This is a genomic window from Vibrio intestinalis, assembly GCF_025195085.2.
Taxonomy (GTDB): domain Bacteria; phylum Pseudomonadota; class Gammaproteobacteria; order Enterobacterales; family Vibrionaceae; genus Vibrio; species Vibrio intestinalis.
This window is the reverse complement of the sequence record NZ_JANAVY020000012.1, coordinates 76353-97279: the sequence shown is the minus strand read 5'-3', so window position 1 is coordinate 97279 and position 20927 is coordinate 76353. Positions and strand designations below refer to the sequence as shown.

Annotated in this window: 21 protein-coding genes; 15 read left to right on the top strand and 6 right to left on the bottom strand. The window is 44.8% G+C overall.

Annotated features, from left to right (window positions below):
- Window positions 1–50: 50 nt before the first annotated feature.
- Together MU515_RS14875 and MU515_RS14870 are read left to right on the top strand one after the other, a co-directional pair.
- Entirely contained in the window at window positions 51–635 is a 585-nt protein-coding gene (locus MU515_RS14875) for an RNA polymerase sigma factor (protein WP_260261208.1), read from the top strand.
- Entirely contained in the window at window positions 632–1294 is a 663-nt protein-coding gene (locus MU515_RS14870) for a ChrR family anti-sigma-E factor (protein WP_260261207.1), read from the top strand. Before MU515_RS14875 ends, MU515_RS14870 begins: the two co-directional genes overlap by 4 nt.
- Before the next feature lie 53 nt (window positions 1295–1347).
- Here the strand turns inward: MU515_RS14870 and MU515_RS14865 are convergent, their stop codons facing one another.
- From MU515_RS14865 to MU515_RS14850, 4 genes are all read right to left on the bottom strand, one after another.
- Window positions 1348–2700 carry an AmpG family muropeptide MFS transporter gene (locus tag MU515_RS14865; protein WP_260261206.1) on the bottom strand — a complete coding sequence of 451 codons (1353 nt, stop codon included), beginning with the start codon at window positions 2698–2700 and terminating at the stop codon, window positions 1348–1350.
- A 110-nt stretch (window positions 2701–2810) separates the two neighbouring features.
- Entirely contained in the window at window positions 2811–3356 is a 546-nt protein-coding gene (locus MU515_RS14860; RefSeq protein ID WP_260261205.1) for a peptidylprolyl isomerase, read from the bottom strand.
- Entirely contained in the window at window positions 3356–3925 is a 570-nt protein-coding gene (locus MU515_RS14855; protein ID WP_260261204.1) for a YajG family lipoprotein, read from the bottom strand. Before MU515_RS14855 ends, MU515_RS14860 begins: the two co-directional genes overlap by 1 nt.
- A gap of 57 nt (window positions 3926–3982) precedes the next feature.
- On the bottom strand, window positions 3983–5113 hold the full coding sequence (locus tag MU515_RS14850) for a methyltransferase (protein ID WP_260261203.1): 1131 nt from the start codon (window positions 5111–5113) through the stop codon (window positions 3983–3985).
- 179 nt (window positions 5114–5292) lie between these two features.
- Between MU515_RS14850 and MU515_RS14845 the strand changes: the two genes are divergently transcribed.
- From MU515_RS14845 to nqrM, 9 genes are all read left to right on the top strand, one after another.
- Window positions 5293–5598: a BolA family protein gene (locus tag MU515_RS14845; RefSeq protein WP_260261228.1), complete on the top strand. Its 306-nt coding sequence runs from the start codon at window positions 5293–5295 to the stop codon at window positions 5596–5598.
- 433 nt (window positions 5599–6031) lie between these two features.
- Complete coding sequence (locus MU515_RS14840) at window positions 6032–7372, top strand: Na(+)-translocating NADH-quinone reductase subunit A (RefSeq protein ID WP_260261202.1); 1341 nt, start codon at window positions 6032–6034, stop codon at window positions 7370–7372.
- Window positions 7373–7377: 5 nt separating this feature from the next.
- A complete protein-coding gene (locus tag MU515_RS14835; RefSeq protein WP_260261201.1) occupies window positions 7378–8622 on the top strand; it encodes an NADH:ubiquinone reductase (Na(+)-transporting) subunit B in 1245 nt (414 codons plus the stop codon).
- Window positions 8612–9382 (top strand): Na(+)-translocating NADH-quinone reductase subunit C, encoded by a 771-nt coding sequence (locus MU515_RS14830; RefSeq protein WP_260261200.1) that lies wholly within the window; start codon window positions 8612–8614, stop codon window positions 9380–9382. Before MU515_RS14835 ends, MU515_RS14830 begins: the two co-directional genes overlap by 11 nt.
- The gene (locus MU515_RS14825) at window positions 9382–10014 is read left to right on the top strand and encodes an NADH:ubiquinone reductase (Na(+)-transporting) subunit D (protein WP_260261199.1); all 633 of its coding nucleotides are present in this window, start codon (window positions 9382–9384) and stop codon (window positions 10012–10014) included. The genes MU515_RS14830 and MU515_RS14825 overlap by 1 nt, the downstream gene beginning before the upstream one ends.
- A 7-nt stretch (window positions 10015–10021) precedes the next feature.
- The gene (gene nqrE, locus MU515_RS14820; RefSeq protein WP_260261198.1) at window positions 10022–10618 is read left to right on the top strand and encodes an NADH:ubiquinone reductase (Na(+)-transporting) subunit E; all 597 of its coding nucleotides are present in this window, start codon (window positions 10022–10024) and stop codon (window positions 10616–10618) included.
- A 33-nt stretch (window positions 10619–10651) separates the two neighbouring features.
- Window positions 10652–11878, top strand: a complete 1227-nt coding sequence (nqrF, locus tag MU515_RS14815; RefSeq protein WP_260261197.1) for an NADH:ubiquinone reductase (Na(+)-transporting) subunit F — start codon at window positions 10652–10654, stop codon at window positions 11876–11878.
- A gap of 271 nt (window positions 11879–12149) precedes the next feature.
- Window positions 12150–13154 (top strand): FAD:protein FMN transferase, encoded by a 1005-nt coding sequence (locus tag MU515_RS14810; protein ID WP_260261196.1) that lies wholly within the window; start codon window positions 12150–12152, stop codon window positions 13152–13154.
- Between the two features lie 21 nt (window positions 13155–13175).
- A complete protein-coding gene (gene nqrM, locus MU515_RS14805; RefSeq protein ID WP_260261195.1) occupies window positions 13176–13409 on the top strand; it encodes a (Na+)-NQR maturation NqrM in 234 nt (77 codons plus the stop codon).
- A 66-nt stretch (window positions 13410–13475) separates the two neighbouring features.
- On the opposite strand, the gene MU515_RS14800 is transcribed toward nqrM, so the two are convergent.
- On the bottom strand, window positions 13476–14690 hold the full coding sequence (locus tag MU515_RS14800; RefSeq protein WP_260261194.1) for a diguanylate cyclase: 1215 nt from the start codon (window positions 14688–14690) through the stop codon (window positions 13476–13478).
- Window positions 14691–14918: 228 nt separating this feature from the next.
- On the opposite strand from MU515_RS14800, the gene dinB reads away from it, so the two are divergent.
- Window positions 14919–15983: a DNA polymerase IV gene (dinB, locus tag MU515_RS14795; protein WP_260261193.1), complete on the top strand. Its 1065-nt coding sequence runs from the start codon at window positions 14919–14921 to the stop codon at window positions 15981–15983.
- Here the strand turns inward: dinB and MU515_RS14790 are convergent.
- On the bottom strand, window positions 15980–17905 hold the full coding sequence (locus MU515_RS14790; protein WP_260261192.1) for a RecQ family ATP-dependent DNA helicase: 1926 nt from the start codon (window positions 17903–17905) through the stop codon (window positions 15980–15982). The two genes, dinB and MU515_RS14790, sit on opposite strands and share 4 nt — an antisense overlap.
- A gap of 132 nt (window positions 17906–18037) precedes the next feature.
- Here MU515_RS14790 and MU515_RS14785 point away from each other — a divergent pair, with 132 nt between their 5' ends.
- From MU515_RS14785 to MU515_RS14775, 3 genes are all read left to right on the top strand, one after another.
- Complete coding sequence (locus MU515_RS14785; protein WP_260261191.1) at window positions 18038–18523, top strand: GreA/GreB family elongation factor; 486 nt, start codon at window positions 18038–18040, stop codon at window positions 18521–18523.
- 63 nt (window positions 18524–18586) lie between these two features.
- On the top strand, window positions 18587–19330 hold the full coding sequence (locus MU515_RS14780) for a YggN family protein (RefSeq protein ID WP_260261190.1): 744 nt from the start codon (window positions 18587–18589) through the stop codon (window positions 19328–19330).
- Between the two features lie 229 nt (window positions 19331–19559).
- Complete coding sequence (locus tag MU515_RS14775; RefSeq protein ID WP_260261189.1) at window positions 19560–20924, top strand: sodium-dependent transporter; 1365 nt, start codon at window positions 19560–19562, stop codon at window positions 20922–20924.
- Window positions 20925–20927: the final 3 nt, after the last annotated feature.

The window sequence follows — 20927 nt, the reverse complement described above, 5'->3', positions numbered from 1 at the left end:
GTGAACCTTCGTAGGAAGGTAGATACATCTGATCTGCAAGGATGATGAAAATGACGTTCCAACAAACCAGTACGTTTGGCCGAGAAGATTGGTCACGATGTATGGATAAAGTGAAAGCCCAAGACAGGCAAGCCTTTGCGCTGGTGTTTAGCCACTTCTCTCCGCGTCTTAAGCAATTCGCTTTAAAGCATGTAGGCAATGAGCAAGTCGCGCTAGAAATTGTGCAAGATACTTTGGCAACGGTGTGGCAAAAAAGTGCGTTATTCAATGGCGCGAAAAGTTCTCTCTCTACGTGGATCTATACGATAGCGAGAAACTTATGTTTTGATTTATTGAGAAAGCAAAAGGGTAGAGACGCTTATTTACTGTCGGAGGATATTTGGCCGAGCGATTTTTTGCCACCCGACTTAGTTGATCATTACGCTCCCGAGCATGAGATGCTCAAAGAGCAGGTGGTTAAGTTTTTAGACATCTTGCCTGACGCGCAAAAGAAAGTGGTTCAGGCGGTCTATTTGGAAGAGTTACCACACCAACAAGTCGCAGACATGTTTGATATTCCATTAGGTACGGTAAAGTCGCGTTTACGACTTGCCGTGGAGCGTTTAAGAAATACTATCGAGGCTGAGCAATTATGAGTTATCAACCCAAGCAGGAAATGCTGCAAGCTTACGTTGCGGGTGAGCTCGATGCAGCAAACAGTTTTGCTATCGCTACGCATTTGGAATTGTCATCGTCTAGCCGCGAACACGTGATGCACTTAGAGCGGTTAGCTGGATTAGATTTACAGAACCAAATCGTTGAGCAAGACTTTGATTTTGGCGATATGTTTGATCACATCGTCGCTCTTGAGCCGCAGGAAAATGTCCAGGTTCAAGAAGCAGAATCCACATCAATCGAAGTGAACGGCAAAACGTTCCAGCTTCCAAGATCTTTGAGCCGTGTCGCCCCTAAGATTGGTGATTGGCGCAGTTACGGTGGAAAAGTGTTTAGTGCCAACATTGATTTGGGCGAAGAGGCAAAAGTGAACCTTCTTTACATTTCAAAAGATGTGTCTATTCCGCAGCACACACACAAAGGGCTTGAAACAACCTTAGTGCTACATGGCAATTTTAGTGATGAAGAGGGTGAGTATCACCAAGGCGACTTTTTGGTTAAAGACGCGTCCGATAAGCACAGTCCACAAACTAGCATGGAAGAAGATTGCTTGTGTTTAACGGTGCTGACTGAGCCAATGATCTTTACGCAAGGTGTGGCAAGGCTATTTAACACGTTCGGTAAAGGGATGTATCCCTAAATCCAAGCAAGTTCCAGAAATTCAAAGGGTCGCTGCCGCGACCCTTTTTCGTTTTAATCTTTTCGTTTACGTGCTTTTTCGAGAATATCGTTAAAGTAATGACGTAGCGAGTAAAGCATTATCAAACTCGGAATAACCATTAGCGCCGTTAACACAAAGAACATTGACCAGTTGTCGAGTAAGTCGACTAAGCTGCCGCTGAAAGAGGCCAACGTGGTTCGCCCTAAGTTGCCCAAAGAGGCTAGCAAGGCGTATTGAGTTGCTGAGAAGGCTTGGCCTGTCACAACGGTTAAGAACGAGACAAACGCAACTGTGGAGAACGCTGAGGTAAAGTTATCGACCACGAGTGTCGCTAAGAATAGGTGTTCGTTCGGCCCCACATTCGCCATCCAAGCAAACATCAAATTACTTGCAGCCATGGCGGTACCACCAATCAGTAAGCCGCGAACAATACCAAATTTCACATTAACCATACTGCCTAGTAGGGTGAACATGATGGTTAAGCCCCAGCCAATCAGTTTGGAATAATAGCCAATTTGTTCGTTTGAGAAGCCGATCTCTTTGTAGAAGGTAATCGACATACGTCCTAGGAAGGCTTCACCAATCTTGAACAAGAAAACAAACATCAGCAAAGTGATCGCAACTTGAAATCCATTGCGACGGAAGAAGTCGATAAATGGTTCTAACACCGTTACGCTCAACCACGCCACAACGGGATTACCCACATACTGGTTATGACGTTGCTCAGCTTCCGTTTGCAATTGCTCTCGTTTCGTCGTGGGTTCTTTGGTTAGAAGCGTAAACAGCAATAATACACCGACAATCGCCGCCATTCCGTAGTAAACCCCATTCCAGCCAATTTGGTCGGCGTTAATGAACGCTAAATAACCCGGTACAGAGTAACCTGTCCACCAACCAATCACGGCCATGGCTGAAGCTTGTGGTAGTTTTGATGCTTCAGATTTAGGGAAGGTATCAATGCGGTAGGCATCAATGGCAATATCTTGCGTGGCTGAAGAGATAGCAATACACAGCGCTAACATTGACGTAAGCATTAAGTTATTGGCTGGATTAACCCCAGCGATCAGTAACGTACACACTAGTACGATCGATTGACAGAAGAAGATCCAACTGCGGCGCTGTCCTAGCGCTGAGTGTAGGAAAGGCAGTTTTACTCGGTCTACCAGTGGCGCCCAGAGGAAGTTGATCGCATAAACAGCAAACACACTGCCAAAGTAGCCAATGGCGGTACGAGTTAAGCCTGCGTCTTTTAACCAACCAGACATGTTGGAGCCAATCAAGACCCAAGGGAAGCCGCTTGAGCAACCGAGCATGAACACCCACATAAGTCGGCGGTCTAGGTAGCTGCGAAAAGTGTCGTACCATGACATGGAAGCGTTGGCCATTGTATTCCCTTGAATAGATAGGTTTGAGAGGGTTAAGTTAGAGAAGTTGAGTTAAAAATAAAAGGCTCTCACCGAAAAGTAAGAGCCCAATTCACGTAATCACAGCAAACTTATTTGATTAGAGTCGCTTTGGTGATGATGATTGCTTCAACGGGTACGTCGCGGTAACGACCAACCGTGTGAGTTGGCTTGCGCGCCATCTCTTGTACAACGTCAAAACCTTGCGTGACTTTGCCAAACACAGCGTAACCCGGTGGGCGAGCGCCATAGTTCAAGAAGTCGTTATCGACTAGGTTAATGAAGAACTGACGAGTCGCTGAATCTGGATCGTTAGTACGAGCCATTGCGATGGTCGCCGTATCATTGTTTAGACCGTTGTTCGCTTCATTTTTGATTGGCGCATAAGTGTCTGCGCGATTCATATCTTTATCAAAGCCGCCGCCTTGCGCCATGAATCCCGGAATTACGCGGTGAAACTGAGTGCCAACATAACTGCCATCTTCAACGTATTTGATGAAGTTAGCCACAGATACAGGCGCTTTCTCTTCATTGAGTTCGATTGTGAAATTACCGATATTGGTCTCAACTTCCACTTTTGGTCCGGCAAAAGCGAGTTGGCTAACTAGCGCAAAGCTTGCGACAAGGTACTTCCACATTAGAAGCGCTCCTGCATGTAGCTTTGTAGTTCACGGTCAGCAGCTACTTCACGTAGAACAAGGTTTGCTACATCGTTTAGTACTAGCTCAATTTCTTCATTCGATGCACTTAGTGCGCCATTGCGTTGAGCTGTACCAGTGTAAGTTTTAACTAGCTTACCTTTTGGTGTTTCTGCGGTAACTTCAATAACCAGCTTAGCATCCATTTGGTTTTCCATAACGGAGTGCTTAACCGATACAAGCGCTTCTTGAACTTCAACATCAATCGTATTTTCGCTGTTTACTGAACTGCGGAAACCTTGTGATTGGAATTGCTCAAGTAGAGCATTCTCTAAAGCGATGCGTACATTCTGCTTAGAGTGGATAGGTTCGATATTTGCGCGGCCTGTATCAACCAATGCAACGTATTGTGCAGAACGAACATCTTTACTCGTTAGGGAAAATGTACTGCCATTAACGATATTACTGTTACTCAGCTCTGCGCGTGGCATGAAATTGAGTTGTTCTTGCTGAGGCGCAGAACAAGCAGTAAGTAGTGCCATTGACGCGGCTAGAACCAGTTTTCTCATTGTCATTTCCTTTTCTATTAATGCTGAGAAGTCAAAATCTAATTGGATAATAGTGGACTATTTAGTAGCTTGTAAAATAACAAATTTCTTATTTGCATCAACCACCTTCACCTGTGACTTCCCAAAGAGTCTTGCTAACTTCACATCGTAGCCGAGGTGACGGTTACCGATAACTAATAATTGCCCACCAGTGCTAAGAACATGCTTTGCATCACAGAACATCTGCCATGCGATATGATCTGTGACGGCTTGTTGCTGGTGGAACGGAGGGTTACACACCACCATATCGGTCTCATTGGCCGGAAATCCATCCAAGCAATTATTCGCCACGCAGTGAAAATCGATGTCATCCCCGACATTGTCGATTATGTTTTGCTTCGCAGAGGCCACTGCCATGTGGCTCTCATCCACACTGGTTAGTGCAATGAGTGGGTTTAGCTGAGCTAATTTGACCGAGAGCACCCCATTACCACACCCTAAATCGATCGCCTTAAACGCATCATCTCGTTGTGGTAGGTGTTTTAGAATAAACCGAGCCCCTTGATCTAACGTCTCGCCTGAGTAAACGTTCGGTAAGTTTTTCAACTGGATCGGGTGTTCATCTACCGGCCATGTTGTAAAAGGCTCAACCTCTGACGTCTGTGCCGAGTTAGCAAAGCTGAAGACTAAACGGTGTTTTTTCCAAGCGAGAGAGGTCGATGTTTCACCCAGATGTTTTTCGAACAGTTTGAGCGTCGATGAATGGATCTCTTTAGCTTTATTGACCGCTATAACAGGTACATTGCTTGGTAGTACTTTGCGCAGTTGGCTTAACTGCCAAGTAAGAAAACGGTTATTACGCGGAATCTGCATCAAAACAAGATCAATGTTCTGCGGCAGATCATCCAAGCTAGTGGCAAAATCAACTTTATTACACTGATTGCGTTGCAGGTTTTGTAAGGTCGCTTTTTGTGCGATGAAAGAATCGCTAAGCATAGTCACCGAGTGTTGATGTGAAAACCAACAACTCAAGGCGCCAAAGTTATCGTTGAGCAGCAATATGTTTTGCTTTTCAGGTAACGCTAGCTCTTCGACATGATTGATTAGGTATTCGTCACCGGCGTCCCAGGCTTGCAGCGTTTCATTACTTCTCTTAGGGAAACGAAATAGGGTTAAGGTTCTGTCGTGCAGGGTAAGCTCAGTTTTCATATATGGAACGTTCGGTATTAACAGATTAAGAAATTGTCGCAGATGATGGGGGAAGTGAAAACTAAAACCTTTTGATTTACGTATCTTCAGACTATGATGCAAGCATAATAATCAGGGCAACGCTCAATATGTCCATCAGTAATAATCAGTCATACTATTCATGGGAAGTGGTGAAGCACATGCTAGAAGAAGTGATTCAAACTAAGCTCCATCAAGAGCTATCCCCACAGCATCTTGATGTTATCAATGAAAGCTACATGCACAATGTTGCTCCAGGCTCTGAAAGCCATTTTAAAGTCATCGTGGTGAGTGAGGCCTTTGAAGGGCTGAGGCTCATTGCTCGTCACCGACGAGTTAACCAAACGCTAGCGGACGAGTTAGCCAATCATATTCATGCCTTAGCTATTCATACCTATACGCCCACAGAGTGGCGTGAAATGCAAAAAGCACCGGATAGCCCTATGTGTTTAGGTGGTGGCAAATAAAGGCATCAAAAGGGCAGCTTTCGCTGCTTTTTTTTATTTTGCTACTCTATAACTATTAACAACGTAGAAACATAAGAGCGAATGCGTCTAAATAAAAGTAATTGTTTCATTATGTTAATTGTTAATACGGGTGCAGGGGTTTTATTGGTCTTTATTGGTGTGCGATGGCTCAAAGTTATGACTATTCCTTAGCCTTTTAAACTCAATTCCTCGCAAATATTCGCTCTATACCTCTGATTGGTCATGGCATCACATTCTAAAAAGATGCTAAACTATTGCACCTGATAAATCTCGCTTATTTTATGTGACGAGAGTTTTAATAGGATGTTGCGATTTTGGTGGTTAAAATTTGCACCAAAACCGGACACTAATGTCGTGTCTTAAAGTTACGCAATCAAAGAATCTTTTTCCCGATAAAGTAGTGCAAGTGCGTATGATTACAATAAAGAAGGGTCTGGATCTTCCTATCGCAGGAGCTCCTACCCAGGTGATTAATGATGGTAAGACCATCAAAAAAGTCGCCTTGCTTGGCGAAGAGTACGTTGGCATGCGTCCAACCATGCATGTCCGCGTAGGTGACGAAGTGAAAAAAGCGCAAGTTCTTTTTGAAGATAAAAAGAACCCAGGCGTGAAATTTACTTCGCCAGTTAGCGGTAAAGTGATCGAAGTTAACCGTGGCGCTAAACGTGTCCTTCAATCTGTTGTGATTGAAGTGGCAGGTGAAGAGCAGGTAACGTTCGATAAGTTTGAAGCCGATAAACTAGCAGGTCTAGATCGTGAAGCGATCAAGTCTCAACTGGTTGAATCTGGTCTTTGGACGGCTTTACGTACTCGTCCGTTCAGCAAGGTTCCAGCTATTGCATCTTCTACACAGGCTATTTTTGTAACTGCAATGGATACTAATCCACTAGCAGCTCAGCCTGAGTTGATCATCAACGAGCAAGAAGAAGCATTTGTCGCTGGTCTAGACATTCTTTCAGCCCTCACGGAAGATAAGGTTTACGTTTGTAAATCTGGCTCAAGTCTACCTCGTTCCGCTCAATCTAATGTAGAAGAGCACGTTTTCGATGGCCCACACCCAGCAGGTCTTGCGGGTACCCACATGCATTACCTATACCCAGTAAATGCAAACAATGTGGCATGGAGCATCAACTATCAAGACGTTATCGCTTTCGGTCAATTATTCCTAACTGGTGAGCTACACGCAGAACGCGTGATTTCATTAGCAGGCCCAGTAGTGAATGACCCACGTCTAGTTCGTACAATTATTGGTGCAAACCTTGACGAACTTACTGACAGCGAATTGATGCCTGGCGACGTTCGTGTGATTTCTGGCTCAGTACTTACTGGTACTCATGCTACAGGTCCTCACGCTTACCTTGGTCGTTACCATCAGCAAGTGTCCGTATTACGCGAAGGCTATGAGAAAGAACTGTTTGGCTGGGCGATGCCTGGTAAAAACAAGTTCTCTGTGACTCGCTCTTTCCTTGGTCACTTATTCAAAGGTCAGTTGTTCAACATGACAACCACGACCAATGGTAGTGAACGCTCAATGGTTCCAATCGGTAGCTACGAACGTGTGTTGCCATTAGACATGGAACCTACACTGCTACTTCGCGATCTATGTGCAGGCGATACCGACAGTGCAGCAGCACTAGGTGCGCTAGAACTAGATGAAGAAGATCTAGCATTGTGTACCTATGTATGTCCGGGTAAATACGAGTACGGTATGTTACTTCGTGAATGCCTAGATACGATTGAGAAAGAAGGGTAATTCTCATGGGCTTAAAAAAGTTTCTTGAAGATATCGAGCATCACTTTGAGCCGGGTGGCAAACACGAGAAGTGGTTTGCCCTGTACGAAGCTGTAGCGACAGTTTTCTACACGCCGGGTCTAGTGACTAAGAAAAGCTCGCACGTTCGTGATAGCGTTGATTTAAAACGTATCATGATCATGGTTTGGTTTGCGGTATTCCCAGCAATGTTCTGGGGTATGTACAACGCAGGTGGCCAAGCTATCGCAGCGCTAAATTACCTTTACCAAGGTGATGCGCTAACTGACATTATCGCAGGTAACTGGCACTACTGGTTAACCGAAATGCTGGGTGGCTCTTTAGCGGCCGATGCAGGTATCGGTAGCAAGATGTTGCTAGGTGCGACTTACTTCCTACCTATCTATGCGACAGTATTCCTTGTCGGTGGTTTCTGGGAAGTATTGTTCTGTATGGTGCGTAAGCACGAAGTTAACGAAGGTTTCTTTGTTACTTCTATTCTATTCGCGCTAATTGTTCCGCCAACACTTCCTTTATGGCAAGCAGCACTAGGTATTACCTTCGGTGTTGTAGTTGCTAAAGAAATCTTTGGCGGTACTGGTCGTAACTTCCTTAACCCAGCTCTAGCTGGCCGTGCTTTCCTTTTCTTCGCTTACCCAGCACAAATCTCGGGTGACGTAGTATGGACTGCGGCTGATGGCTTCTCTGGTGCAACTGCACTGAGCCAATGGGCACAAGGCGGTGCTGCTGGTCTTCATAACGCAGTGACTGATCAAACTATCTCTTGGTTAGACGCATTCATCGGTAACATCCCTGGCTCTATCGGTGAAGTATCAACCCTAGCACTGATGATCGGTGCAGCAATGATCGTATACATGCGAATCGCATCGTGGCGCATCATTGCGGGTGTAATGATCGGTATGATTGCAACAGCAACGCTGTTCAACGTGATCGGTTCTGATACTAACCCAATGTTCGATATGCCTTGGCACTGGCACCTAGTTCTTGGTGGCTTTGCATTCGGTATGTTCTTCATGGCAACTGACCCTGTATCAGCTTCATTTACCAATAAAGGTAAGTGGTGGTACGGCGCGCTAATCGGCGTGATGTGTGTGTTGATTCGTGTAGTTAACCCAGCATACCCAGAAGGTATGATGCTGGCGATTCTATTCGCTAACTTATTCGCACCACTGTTCGACCATGTAGTGATCGAAAAGAACATCAAGCGGAGACTAGCACGCTATGGCAAGTAATAACGACAGCATTAAAAAGACGCTGGGTGTTGTTGTCGGGTTGAGCCTTGTTTGTTCAATCATTGTATCAACAGCAGCAGTCGGTCTACGCGATAAGCAAAAAGCAAATGCGGTCCTAGATAAGCAAACTAAGATCGTTGAAGTCGCGGGTATCGATACAGAAGGTCAGAAAATTGCTGATCTTTATGGCCAATACATTGAACCACGTCTAGTGGATTTCGAAACGGGTGACTTCGTTGAAGGTGATGCAGCATCTTATGACCAGCGTAAAGCGGCTAAAGATCCAGCACTATCAACTAAGCTAAGTGCAGAAGAAGACAAAGCGAAGATCCTACGTCGTGCTAACACTGGTATTGTTTACCTAGTGAAAGATGGCGATGCAGTTTCTAAAGTGATTCTTCCTGTTCACGGCAACGGCCTATGGTCAATGATGTACGCATTCGTTGCGGTTGAAACTGACGGCAACACTGTTGCTGGTATCACATACTACGAACAGGGTGAAACTCCTGGACTTGGTGGTGAAGTTGAAAACCCATCTTGGCGTGATCAGTTTGTTGGTAAGAAACTATTCGATGAGCAACACAAGCCTGCAATTAAGATTGTAAAAGGTGGTGCTCCTGAAGGTTCTATCCACGGTGTTGACGGCCTATCAGGTGCAACACTGACTGCGAACGGTGTTCAAGGTACATTTGACTTCTGGTTAGGTGACATGGGCTTTGGTCCATTCCTAACAAAAGTACGTGACGGAGGTCTTAACTAATGTCTAGTGCAAAAGATGTTAAAAAGAGTCTTCTAGCGCCAGTATTGGATAACAACCCAATCGCGCTACAAGTTCTTGGTGTATGTTCTGCTCTTGCGGTAACCACCAAACTTGAGACTGCATTCGTTATGACGCTAGCGGTTATCTTTGTAACGGCTCTGTCTAACTTTTCAGTTTCTCTAATTCGTAACCACATTCCTAACAGTGTACGTATCATCGTTCAGATGGCGATCATCGCGTCACTTGTAATCGTGGTTGACCAAGTATTGAAAGCTTACCTATACGATATCTCTAAGCAGCTATCTGTATTCGTTGGCCTAATCATTACTAACTGTATCGTAATGGGTCGTGCTGAAGCCTTCGCTATGAAGTCTGAGCCTCTTCCATCACTTATCGATGGTATTGGTAACGGTCTTGGTTACGGTTTCGTTCTTATCACTGTTGGTTTCTTCCGTGAACTGTTTGGCTCAGGCAAATTGTTTGGTATGGAAGTTCTACCTCTAGTGAGCAATGGTGGTTGGTACCAGCCTAATGGTCTGATGCTTCTTGCACCATCTGCATTCTTCCTAATCGGTTTCCTAATTTGGGCAATCCGAATTCTGAAACCAGAGCAAGTAGAAGCGAAGGAGTAAGGACGACATGGAACATTACATTAGCTTGCTAGTTAAATCGATTTTCATCGAAAACTTAGCACTATCGTTCTTCTTAGGTATGTGTACTTTCCTTGCCGTATCTAAGAAAGTTAAGACTTCTTTCGGTCTTGGCGTAGCTGTTGTTTTCGTACTGACTGTTGCAGTACCAGTGAACAACCTACTATACAACCTAGTTCTAAAAGAGAATGCGTTACTTGAAGGTGTGGATCTAAGCTTCCTAAACTTCATTACCTTTATCGGTGTAATCGCAGCCCTAGTACAGATTCTAGAGATGGTGTTAGACCGTTTCTTCCCGCCTCTGTACAACGCACTAGGCATCTTCCTACCGCTGATCACAGTAAACTGTGCAATCTTCGGTGGCGTATCCTTCATGGTACAACGTGACTACAACTTTGCTGAGTCTGTAGTGTACGGCTTCGGCTCAGGTGTGGGCTGGATGCTAGCTATCGTTGCTCTTGCAGGTATCCGTGAGAAGATGAAGTACTCTGATGTTCCTCCAGGCCTACGTGGCTTAGGTATTACGTTCATCACTGTAGGTCTTATGGCGTTGGGCTTTATGTCTTTCTCTGGTGTTCAACTGTAAGTCGGGTAAACCGCAGCAAATAAGGAATAGTCAATGTTTACTATTATTTTTGGTGTAGTGATGTTTACTCTGATCATCCTAGCTCTAGTTTTAGTGATTCTTTTCGCTAAATCGAAGCTGGTACCAACAGGTGACATTACAATTTCTGTGAACGATAACCCTGAGTTGGCTATCGTTACACAACCAGGCAGTAAGCTTCTGGGTGCTCTAGCTGGTGCTGGCGTATTCGTATCTTCTGCTTGTGGTGGCGGTGGCTCTTGTGGTCAGTGTCGCGTAAAAGTTAAATCAGGCGGTGGCGATATTCTACCTACTGAGCTTGACCATATTACTAAAGGTGAAGCTCGTGAAGGTGAGCGTCTAGCGTGTCAGGTAGCAATGAAAACTGACATGGACATCGAACTTCCTGAAGAAATCTTCGGCGTTAAGAAGTGGGAATGTGAAGTTATCTCGAACGATAACAAAGCAACATTCATTAAAGAGCTTAAGCTACAAATTCCAGATGGCGAATCAGTACCTTTCCGTGCTGGTGGTTACATCCAGATTGAAGCGCCAGCTCACCACGTAAAATACGCTGACTTCGATGTACCAGAAGAGTACCGTGAAGACTGGGACAAGTTTAACCTGTTCCGCTACGAGTCTAAGGTTTCAGAAGAAACTATCCGTGCTTACTCAATGGCTAACTACCCAGAAGAAGAAGGCATTATTATGCTAAACGTGCGTATCGCTACGCCGCCGCCTAATAATCCTGATGTTCCACCGGGTATCATGTCATCGTTCATCTGGTCTCTTAAAGAGGGCGACAAGTGTACTATTTCTGGTCCATTTGGTGAGTTCTTCGCAAAAGACACAGACAACGAAATGGTATTCGTGGGTGGTGGTGCAGGTATGGCTCCGATGCGTTCTCATATCTTCGACCAACTTAAGCGTCTAAACTCTACTCGTAAGATGTCTTTCTGGTACGGTGCGCGTTCTAAACGTGAAATGTTCTACGTAGAAGATTTCGATGGCCTACAAGCTGAGAATGACAACTTCGTATGGCACTGTGCGCTGTCTGATCCTATGCCAGAAGATAACTGGGATGGTTACACAGGCTTCATCCACAACGTATTGTACGAAAACTACCTGAAGGACCACGAAGCGCCTGAAGATTGTGAGTACTACATGTGTGGTCCACCGATGATGAACGCAGCTGTTATCGGCATGCTGAAAGATCTTGGTGTGGAAGATGAGAACATTCTTCTAGATGACTTCGGCGGTTAAATTTCTGCGTATTTGAAGCTGTAGCGGTGTTGGCTTCTTAAACCCACCGGTTCGCCGGCCGTCCTAATCACATAGACAATCTATGTTTTTAGGATAGGGTTTACTGATCGCCTAGCTACAACTCCAACTACTTGAAATTATGCATATGCGATGGCTGGCTGATTAGTCAGCCATTATTTTTCTAAACACTAACTTGATAGTTAATAGAGAAAATCGTCTTAATCTACGGATTATTTCCTCTATTTATTCTCAAACAATGGGAGTCAAACAAGTGAAAAAGTGGCTTGTTGCTTTTGCTTCTCTATTGATTTTAGCTGGCTGTGAAAAGCCTGTTGAACAAGTACATTTAAGTGGTCCGACTATGGGTACGGGCTACAACGTTAAATACATCCAAGCGGAAGGTATTCCTAGCCCTGAGTTGGTTCAGCAAGAGATTGATCGCTTGCTAGAGCAAGTGAACGACCAAATGTCGACTTATCGCCCAGACTCTGAATTGAGCCGCTTTAACCAATATCAAAGCCGTGATGCGTTTACTGTTTCAGAGCAAACAGCCACGGTAGTGAAAGAAGCGATTCGTTTAAACGGTCTAACTTTAGGTGCATTAGATGTTACTGTTGGGCCTTTAGTTAACCTGTGGGGGTTTGGCCCAGAAGCGCGCCCGGAAGTTGTTCCAAGTGATGCAGAGCTTGCAGAGCGCAAAGCCAATATTGGTATTGAGCATTTGAGCGTTGAAGGTAATCAGCTGCATAAAGATATCCCACACTTGTACGTTGACCTATCAACCATTGCTAAAGGTTGGGGTGTGGATGTGGTTGCCGACTATATTGAATCTCAAGGCATTCACAATTATATGGTTGAAATCGGTGGTGAGATTCGATTAAAAGGCCATAATCGTGAAGGCATCAAATGGCGTATCGCTATCGAGAAACCAACGGTTAATGAGCGCTCGGTACAAGAGATCATCGAGCCGGGTGACATGGCGATTGCGACATCAGGCGATTACCGTAACTATTTCGAGCGTGACGGCGTACGTTACTCTCATATTATTAACCCAGAAACGGGCAAACCTATCAACCATAAAGTAGTGTCGGTGACGGTATTGGATAAATCGTCAATGACGGCAGATGGCCTAGCCACAGGTTTAATGGTGTTAGGTGAAAAGCAAGGCATGGACGTAGCCAACAAACACAATATTCCTGTGTTCATGATTGTGAAAACAGCAGACGGATTTAAAGAACTGGCATCGGAAGCATATAAGCCATTCTTAAACAAATAACTTATAAGTGAGCATGTCATTATGAATACTTTTCTAATTACATTCGGTGTCTTTTTAGCAGTAATTACAGCAATGGCTGTTGGTTACATCTTCCAAAAGAAAGTGGTAAAAGGCAGCTGTGGCGGCTTAGATGCGGTAGGCATTGATAAAGTGTGTAACTGCCCTGAACCGTGTGACGCTCGTAAAAAGCGTGAAGCGCGTGAAGCTGCTCGTGCTGAAAAGCTAGCCGCATGGGAAAAAGACCGTATTGCTTAAGCTTAGCGAAGCAATAGAACGTAAAAACCGACCATTAGGTCGGTTTTTTGCTTTTTAGAGTAATGTTTAACGACAAATCAGCATATTTCGGCCATGTTCTTTGGCTAGATAGAGCCTGTCATCGGCGAGCTTGATTTGCGAATCAAGGGTATTTTGAGCACTCGCGACACCAATGCTCACCGTAATATTGATTTGGGTATCATTGTAGTGAATCGGGGTACTTTCCACACGTTGGCGCATCTTTTCTAAACGAGTCGAAAAGTCCGTAAAAGTGCCGCAGGCTTGGATGCAAAACTCTTCACCACCGAAGCGCGCTACCACGTCTTCAGGAAAATAAATCTTCAAGATATTGGCGAGTGTAACCAGTGCAGCATCGCCACCATCATGACCATAGGTGTCGTTGACCTTTTTAAAGTGGTCAATATCGAGCATAGCGATATTACGCTTATCACAACCACCACAGGCTTGATTAAACAAGAAGCGACGATTCCATAGGCCAGTAAGCGAGTCTTGGTTTGCCATGCGATACAGCTCGTTATTGGCCTCTTTCATATCCAACACTTGGTGAACTCGGCAGTAGAACTCTTCTTGGTTAAATGGCTTATAGAGAAAATCATTTGCGCCAGCTTTTAGGAACTGTGCGGTTAATGAATGATCATCGCTACCAGAGACACCTAATACCGCAAGGCTGTTTTTATCCCAGCTTTGGCGGATCTCTTGGATCATACTGATGCCGTCTTTTTCAGGCATATCATGGTCGGTAATCACAAACGTGATTTCAGGATCTTGTTGTAAGATCGCTAATGCTTCAGCGCCGTTAGTGGCCTGAGTGGTCCGAATGTACTGATGTTCAAGCAACTGCACTACGTGGTTTCGTACTGTGGATGAATCATCGACCACCAGGCATTTATGTTGATGGTTGTTAGTTAGGCGTTTGATTAACGGCAATAAATACGAGACTGAGGCCATGCTGTTTTTAAGCAGATAATCCACCACACCTTTCGCCAACATACTCTCGCGAAGTTCATCCTGAAACATTGCGGTGAGTACTATTACTTTGTGTTGGGCTTTTAATACGAGTTCTATAATTTCGCCGTCTTGACCATCGGGTAAACAATAGTCAAGCACCGCACAGAGCAAATCAGGTTGGTGGGCTAAGATCTGTTTGGCTTGGGCGATGTTTTCGGCAGACAACACTTCATAGCCTGCTTGGCTCAATAGCTGCTCAAGATAATTTCTAAATGCACGACTGTCTTCAACGACTAAGACTTTGTTCTTCACACAGCTTCCCTACTACTTGATTGGTTCCTAGTTCAAGTGACATCAAATTACGGCTATTAGCTAGCACTTTAGCGTTAACTTGGTGTTTCTTGAGTGTAAACATAATAGAACTTATTGATTATTTACACTATGAGGAATTCCACAGAATGAGTGCTGATAAATTGATTTTTATTCTTTAGAGTTATTTATTATACTGTGTTTTTAGACAGTGTTTAATTGAGTTTAGGTATGTCGGATCGCCAACGTAAAATCATTCATGTTGATATGGACTGTTTTTATGCCGCAGTGGAGATGCGTGATAACCCTGAGTATAGGGGGCGACCTTTAGCGGTCGGAGGCCACGAAAAGCAGCGTGGTGTGCTGAGTACCTGTAACTATGAAGCGCGCAAATTTGGTATTCGTAGTGCCATGCCTACCGCACGAGCTTTACAGCTTTGCCCGCAATTGCTGGTGGTTCCGGGCCGAATGCAAGTTTACAAGGATGTGTCTAAGCAGATCCGTGCAATCTTCGAACGTTACACCATGATCATTGAGCCATTATCGCTAGATGAAGCATACCTCGATGTGACCGATGCGACCGCGCATCACGGCTCTGCAACACTGATTGCCGAAGCGATTCGACGTGATATTTGGCAAGAACTTAATCTCACCGCTTCAGCCGGTATAGCACCAATTAAGTTCTTGGCGAAAGTGGCCTCGGATATGAACAAACCCAATGGGCAATATGTCATTCCTCCCGAACGAGTACAGCAAGAGATCGATAAGCTACCTTTAGAAAAAATCCCGGGAGTGGGGAAGGTCAGCTTGGAGAAGCTGCATCAAGCTGGTTTTTATGTTTGCCAAGATATTAAGAATAGCGATTATCGAGAGCTGCTACTGCGCTTTGGCCGCCAAGGTGAATCATTGTGGAAACGTAGCCACGGCATTGATGAACGTGACGTTGAGGTAGAGCGCGAGCGTAAATCGGTCGGCGTAGAGCGCACTTTTACTCAAAACATATCGAGCTATGATGAATGTTGGCAGGTGATTGAACAAAAACTGTTCCCCGAGCTTGAAGTTCGACTAGCCAAGGCGCGCCCTGATAAAGCGATCATTAAGCAGGGCATAAAGCTCAAATTTGCCGATTTTCAGCTTACCACCATTGAGCACATCCACCCTCAACTTGAGCTTGAAGACTTTAAGCAGTTGCTGCGCGATATTCTAAAACGCCAAAATGGCCGAGAGATTCGTCTGTTAGGTTTGAACGTGATGCTCAAGCCCGAAGACGAATCGAAACAACTCAGTTTCTTTTAAGCGGTTAGTCCACCAGTAACGCGCTCGACTTGTTTTAGTACTTGGCCAAATGAAACATGGCTTAGTGCGCTGAACCCTGACATTTTGCTCGCTTTTATCTGCGTTAATTTTGGTGTCGTGATGCCACACAAAAATCGAGCCAGTAACGGGTTAGACATTAATCCGTTGGAAGGTTTTAGCAGTGGTTCAATCCATTGCTTTACCTGTTGATCATCGACGCCATGACCCTCTATTGGTGCAAACTGCGCTATTTGGCCTCGACAAACTGAACAATGACCACACTGCTGAGGAGCATTGTGATCGGCAAAGTAATGGGCGAGCTGCTGGCTGATACAACTCTCTGCTTGAAATAGCTGCAACATATGATGAATACGTTGAATGTCTTTTAGTTCTTTTTGCTCAAACAACTGTGCCAATTCCAGTACCACAGAATCAATTGGGGTAGGGTTATTCAATACCTGATAAACATCGGTCAACTGTTTGGATTCAAGCTCTATCCAACCTTGTTGGTCAAAGTAATCTAACGCCGCCACCACGCGGCTGCGCTCGGCTTGATAGTCCATCCAAAGCACTTCAAAATCAATCTGGCACCACACTCTTGCTTTAGTCATTGATTGGAAAATGGCTTCGATGAAGTGCTTACGTTCGCCTGAGAATTGCTCGATTATTTGCTGTTGAGGCATCACGAACTTGAAGCGATAGTCGGCAAAGAAGCTGTATTTTGCTTCAATTTCTTGGGCTAGCTCGAGATAGACCAGTAAGGTCTTTAAAGGTAACTGGCGAATATTGCTCTCTTTGGATAAGCGCGTAGTAATCACTTGCCATTCAGGGGCATTGCTACGCAATTGATCAACCACGGTTTGAATTGAGCTTGATTCTGGCGTGTCGCCATAAACAAAGTTTTCTAATACCGTTAAGCCAGACAAATTACCCAGAACAATACAGTGAGACAGGTTGCCATCACGACCAGCTCGACCAATTTCTTGAGCATAGTTCTCGACTGACTTAGGCAAATCAAAATGGATCACGCGGCGAATGTCTGCTTTGTCTACCCCCATTCCAAAGGCGATGGTTGCCACAACACAATCGACTTGACCCTGCATGAATCGGTTTTGGATCTGTTCGCGAAGCTCGTGGCCCATACCCGCATGGTAAGCTTGCGCATTGATACCTTGCTGATCCAGCGCACTGGCAACGTGCTCGGCGGTTTGTTGTTGGGTCACGTAGACGATGGTTGGTAAGTTTGGCTCAGGTAGTAATAGCTGGTTAAGTTGTTGCTGCTTATTTTGCTCGTCGCAAGGGATAACTGAGATATCCAGATTTGAGCGATAAAAACCTGTCACCGTCACATGTTTAGGAGCAATAGCAAACTTGGTTTGCATGTCTTCAATCACGGCAGGTGTTGCAGTGGCGGTGAGTAGTAGTACTTGTGGGATGTTTAGCTCTTGCTGGTAATTCGGCAATTTTAGGTAATCTGGGCGAAAGTTATGACCCCATTCTGAAATACAGTGCGCTTCATCGACCACCAATAATGAGATCGGCACTTGGCGAATAAATTGACGAAATCGCTCGTTTTTCAGCCTTTCTACCGAGATCATCAGCACCTTGATCTGACCGTTTTTCACATCAGCCATGATGCGCTGAGCTTCTTCACGAGTTTGGCTGCTATCAATGGAGGCGGATGGAATGCCTTTCGCGGCAAGAAACTCTAATTGGTCTTTCATTAGCGCCAGCAGCGGTGAGATGACTAATGTAAGGTGAGGCAGCAAAGTGGCAGGCAGTTGGTAGCAAAGAGATTTACCAGAACCGGTCGGGAAAATGGCAGCGCTTGAGTGACCCGCCATCACGTTTTCAATAACCGTTTGTTGACCACTTCTCAAATGCTCAAAGCCGAATGTTTGCTGCAGAGTTTGCTGAATCACAGAGTTTGTCCTTTTTGTTCGCCTGAGACTATTCTACCGTAACTCTTTGGTGGCGTATGGTGGAATTTTATCGATAGTCCGAGAGCCGTTTCATGCTAATCTTGCGCTTCTCAATTTTTATTCTATTTGGTTATGAACGTTAATAAATCGCACCTAATTGCGCTGATTGTGCAAGCATTGGAAGCAAAGCTACAAGTCGCGTATTCGTCAACGCAGCGAGCGATTGATGCTGCAACCGACGAAGAAACTGTCCCTGAGCATAAATATGACACGCTAGCTTTAGAGGCGGCCTATTTAGCTCATGGTCAGGCGATGCGTGTACAAGAGTGCGAGCAACAGTTGAGCCAGTTTCGAGCGATGCCTATTGTCGATAAACAAGGCTTGGCCGTTTCGGTCGGTTGCTATGTAGAACTAGAAGATGAGAATGAGCAGATAAAGCGTTTTTTCATCGCGCCTAATAACGGCGGTTTATGCGTGAATTACGATGGGCTTGATGTATTCTTGCTCACCGCAGAATCTCCAATGGGTAAGGCGCTAATGGGCAAGCATCAAGATGATGACATCGAGCTGGTGATTGCAGGAAAGCGCACAGAGTATTATTTGGTGACAGTTTGCTAACACACATAGGCTAAACTGATGGTATATTAACGTTTAATCACAGCGTGTATTTAAGAGTTCAAAATGAAAAAAGTAATGGCCTTATCTCTTCTGTTGGTCAGTGTTGGTAGCCAAGCGGCGCAATGTCGAATCGACATTAAAAACCAAGTGAGACTTGACGGGCAGAATATTGAAATCGCTCAGGAAAACGGTGAGAAAGCCGTGGTGAACAGCGATAACTCGCTCACCATTCATGGTGAAAAAATCGAGCTGAATGATGATCAGCAAGCCGCGATTGCAGCTTATCGTGAGCAGATGAATGACTACCTACCGCGAGCGAAAAAAGTGGCGGATGATAGCCTAGCGTTGGCAAACGATATTATTGATGACCTTGCACAAAGCCTCGATGCTCCGGGTTCATTTGATAACGTAAAAACGGCGCTAAAAGAGTTCTATGCGGATGTGGAGTCACGCTACTACAAAGATGGTGACTTAGTGTTACCTGCGCAGAGCTTGTCTGAAATGACTTCGTCATGGTCGGAAGACTTCCAAAAAGCGAAAGAGTTGTTCAATACTGAGTTTTTAAGTGACGCAATGGGTGTTCTATCGGAAAAGATGAAAAAAGATGGCGGTTTGAATCTAACCGAATTGTCTGACTCTATGTATGAGCTGAAAGCGAAAATTGAACAGCGCATGGCAGAGCATGCCAAGAAGGCAGAGCAACAGGCTCAAGATTTCTGTGAATCTTTGGATGACATGGCAGAACAAGAGCAGCAACTGATGGAAAAAATTCCTGAGTTGAAAGATTACCAAGTTTTCACTATCTAAACTGATAATGTTTGAACTAAGAGCGCCAATCGGCGCTCTTTTTGTCTATATGGGTTTAAGGAAAGTATTAACCCGCAATAGAGCGGTTATCGCGTGTAATGTTTATTTTACGAACAGTTGGATAGATAGATTCATACATTTGCCGAATAATTGGCTAATTGATCTTGCAATTGCAGATGTTTATTTATAATGTACTAGTCAACTAGTTCATTGGTATTGTGTGAGTAGTATGACACAGCAAGTAGCATCTCAACCTCGTGAGCATTTTGGCTCGCGATTAGGCTTTGTTCTCGCCGCCGCAGGCGCGGCAGTTGGTCTAGGTAATATTTGGGGTTTCCCAACCCAAGCTGCCAGTAATGGTGGCGGCGCATTTCTTTTAGTTTATCTAGTAATGATCCTAATCGTTGCTTTCCCTATGCTGGTGGTTGAAATGGCCATTGGTCGTTATGGCCAAGCTAACCCAGTAGATAGTATGCGCTCACTAACAAGTAACCCGAAAGGTAAAGTTTTGGGCGGTTTAGTTGGCTGGATAGGTTTAAGCGTGCCAAGCGCAGTATTGGCTTTCTATAGTATTGTCGGCGGCTGGTTGATCTGTTTCCTATTAGGTGCCATTACTGATGTCTTTGGCTTAGAGGCTGCAACCGCATGGTTTAAAGGTTTTAGCGTAGAGCGCAACTTATTTGGCACAATTACCTTTTATGTTCTTACTATTTTAATTGTGCAAGGCGGCGTAAAACAGGGTATTGAGAAGTGGTCGACACGTTTAATGCCAGCACTGTTTGTGCTTTTTGGTTTGCTGTTTATTTACATCATGTCGCAAACAGGTGCGATGGAAGGGTTGAAGCACTACCTAGTACCAGATTTTGAGAAAGTGTTCGATCGTAAACTGATCTTATCTGCAATGGGGCAAGGCTTCTTCTCGTTGACCATTGGTGGCTGTTCGATGCTAATTTATGGTTCTTATCTGAGTAAGAAAGAGAACCTACCTAAGATGGCGATGAACGTAACATTAGTCGACACTGCCGTGGCGTTTATTGCTGGCCTTGTGGTGATGCCTGCGATGTTTGTTGCGATGCAAAAGGGCGTGCAAATCTACGCAGAAGATGGTTCTCTGCTAAGTTCTAATACGCTTGTGTTTACGGTGCTGCCATTGATGTTTGATAGCTTAGGTTTGCTTGGTCAGCTGTTTGCTATCGTGTTCTTCTTACTTCTGACAATTGCTGCGTTAACCTCTTCCATTTCAATGCTTGAGTGTCCGGTTTCTTTGGTCGGTGAGCGCTTTAATACCAAACGCAGCACAACGAGCTGGGTATTAGGTGGTTTGATTGCGCTAGGCAGTGTTGTGATCGTATTTAACTTTGGTCAGCTGTTTGGTTTAGTAGCGACGATTGCCACTCAATACCTACAGCCAACAGCGGCGCTATTGTTCTGCCTATTTGGTGGCTGGGTTTGGAATCGTAATGCCAAGATTAAAGAACTTGAGCAAGGTTGCCCTGATTTCACCCAAGGCTGGTTTGGTAAGCTATGGCCAGTTTACGTGAAGTTTGTTTGTCCGATTCTCGTCGCGACAGTGATATGGGCTTCATTTGGCTAAGCC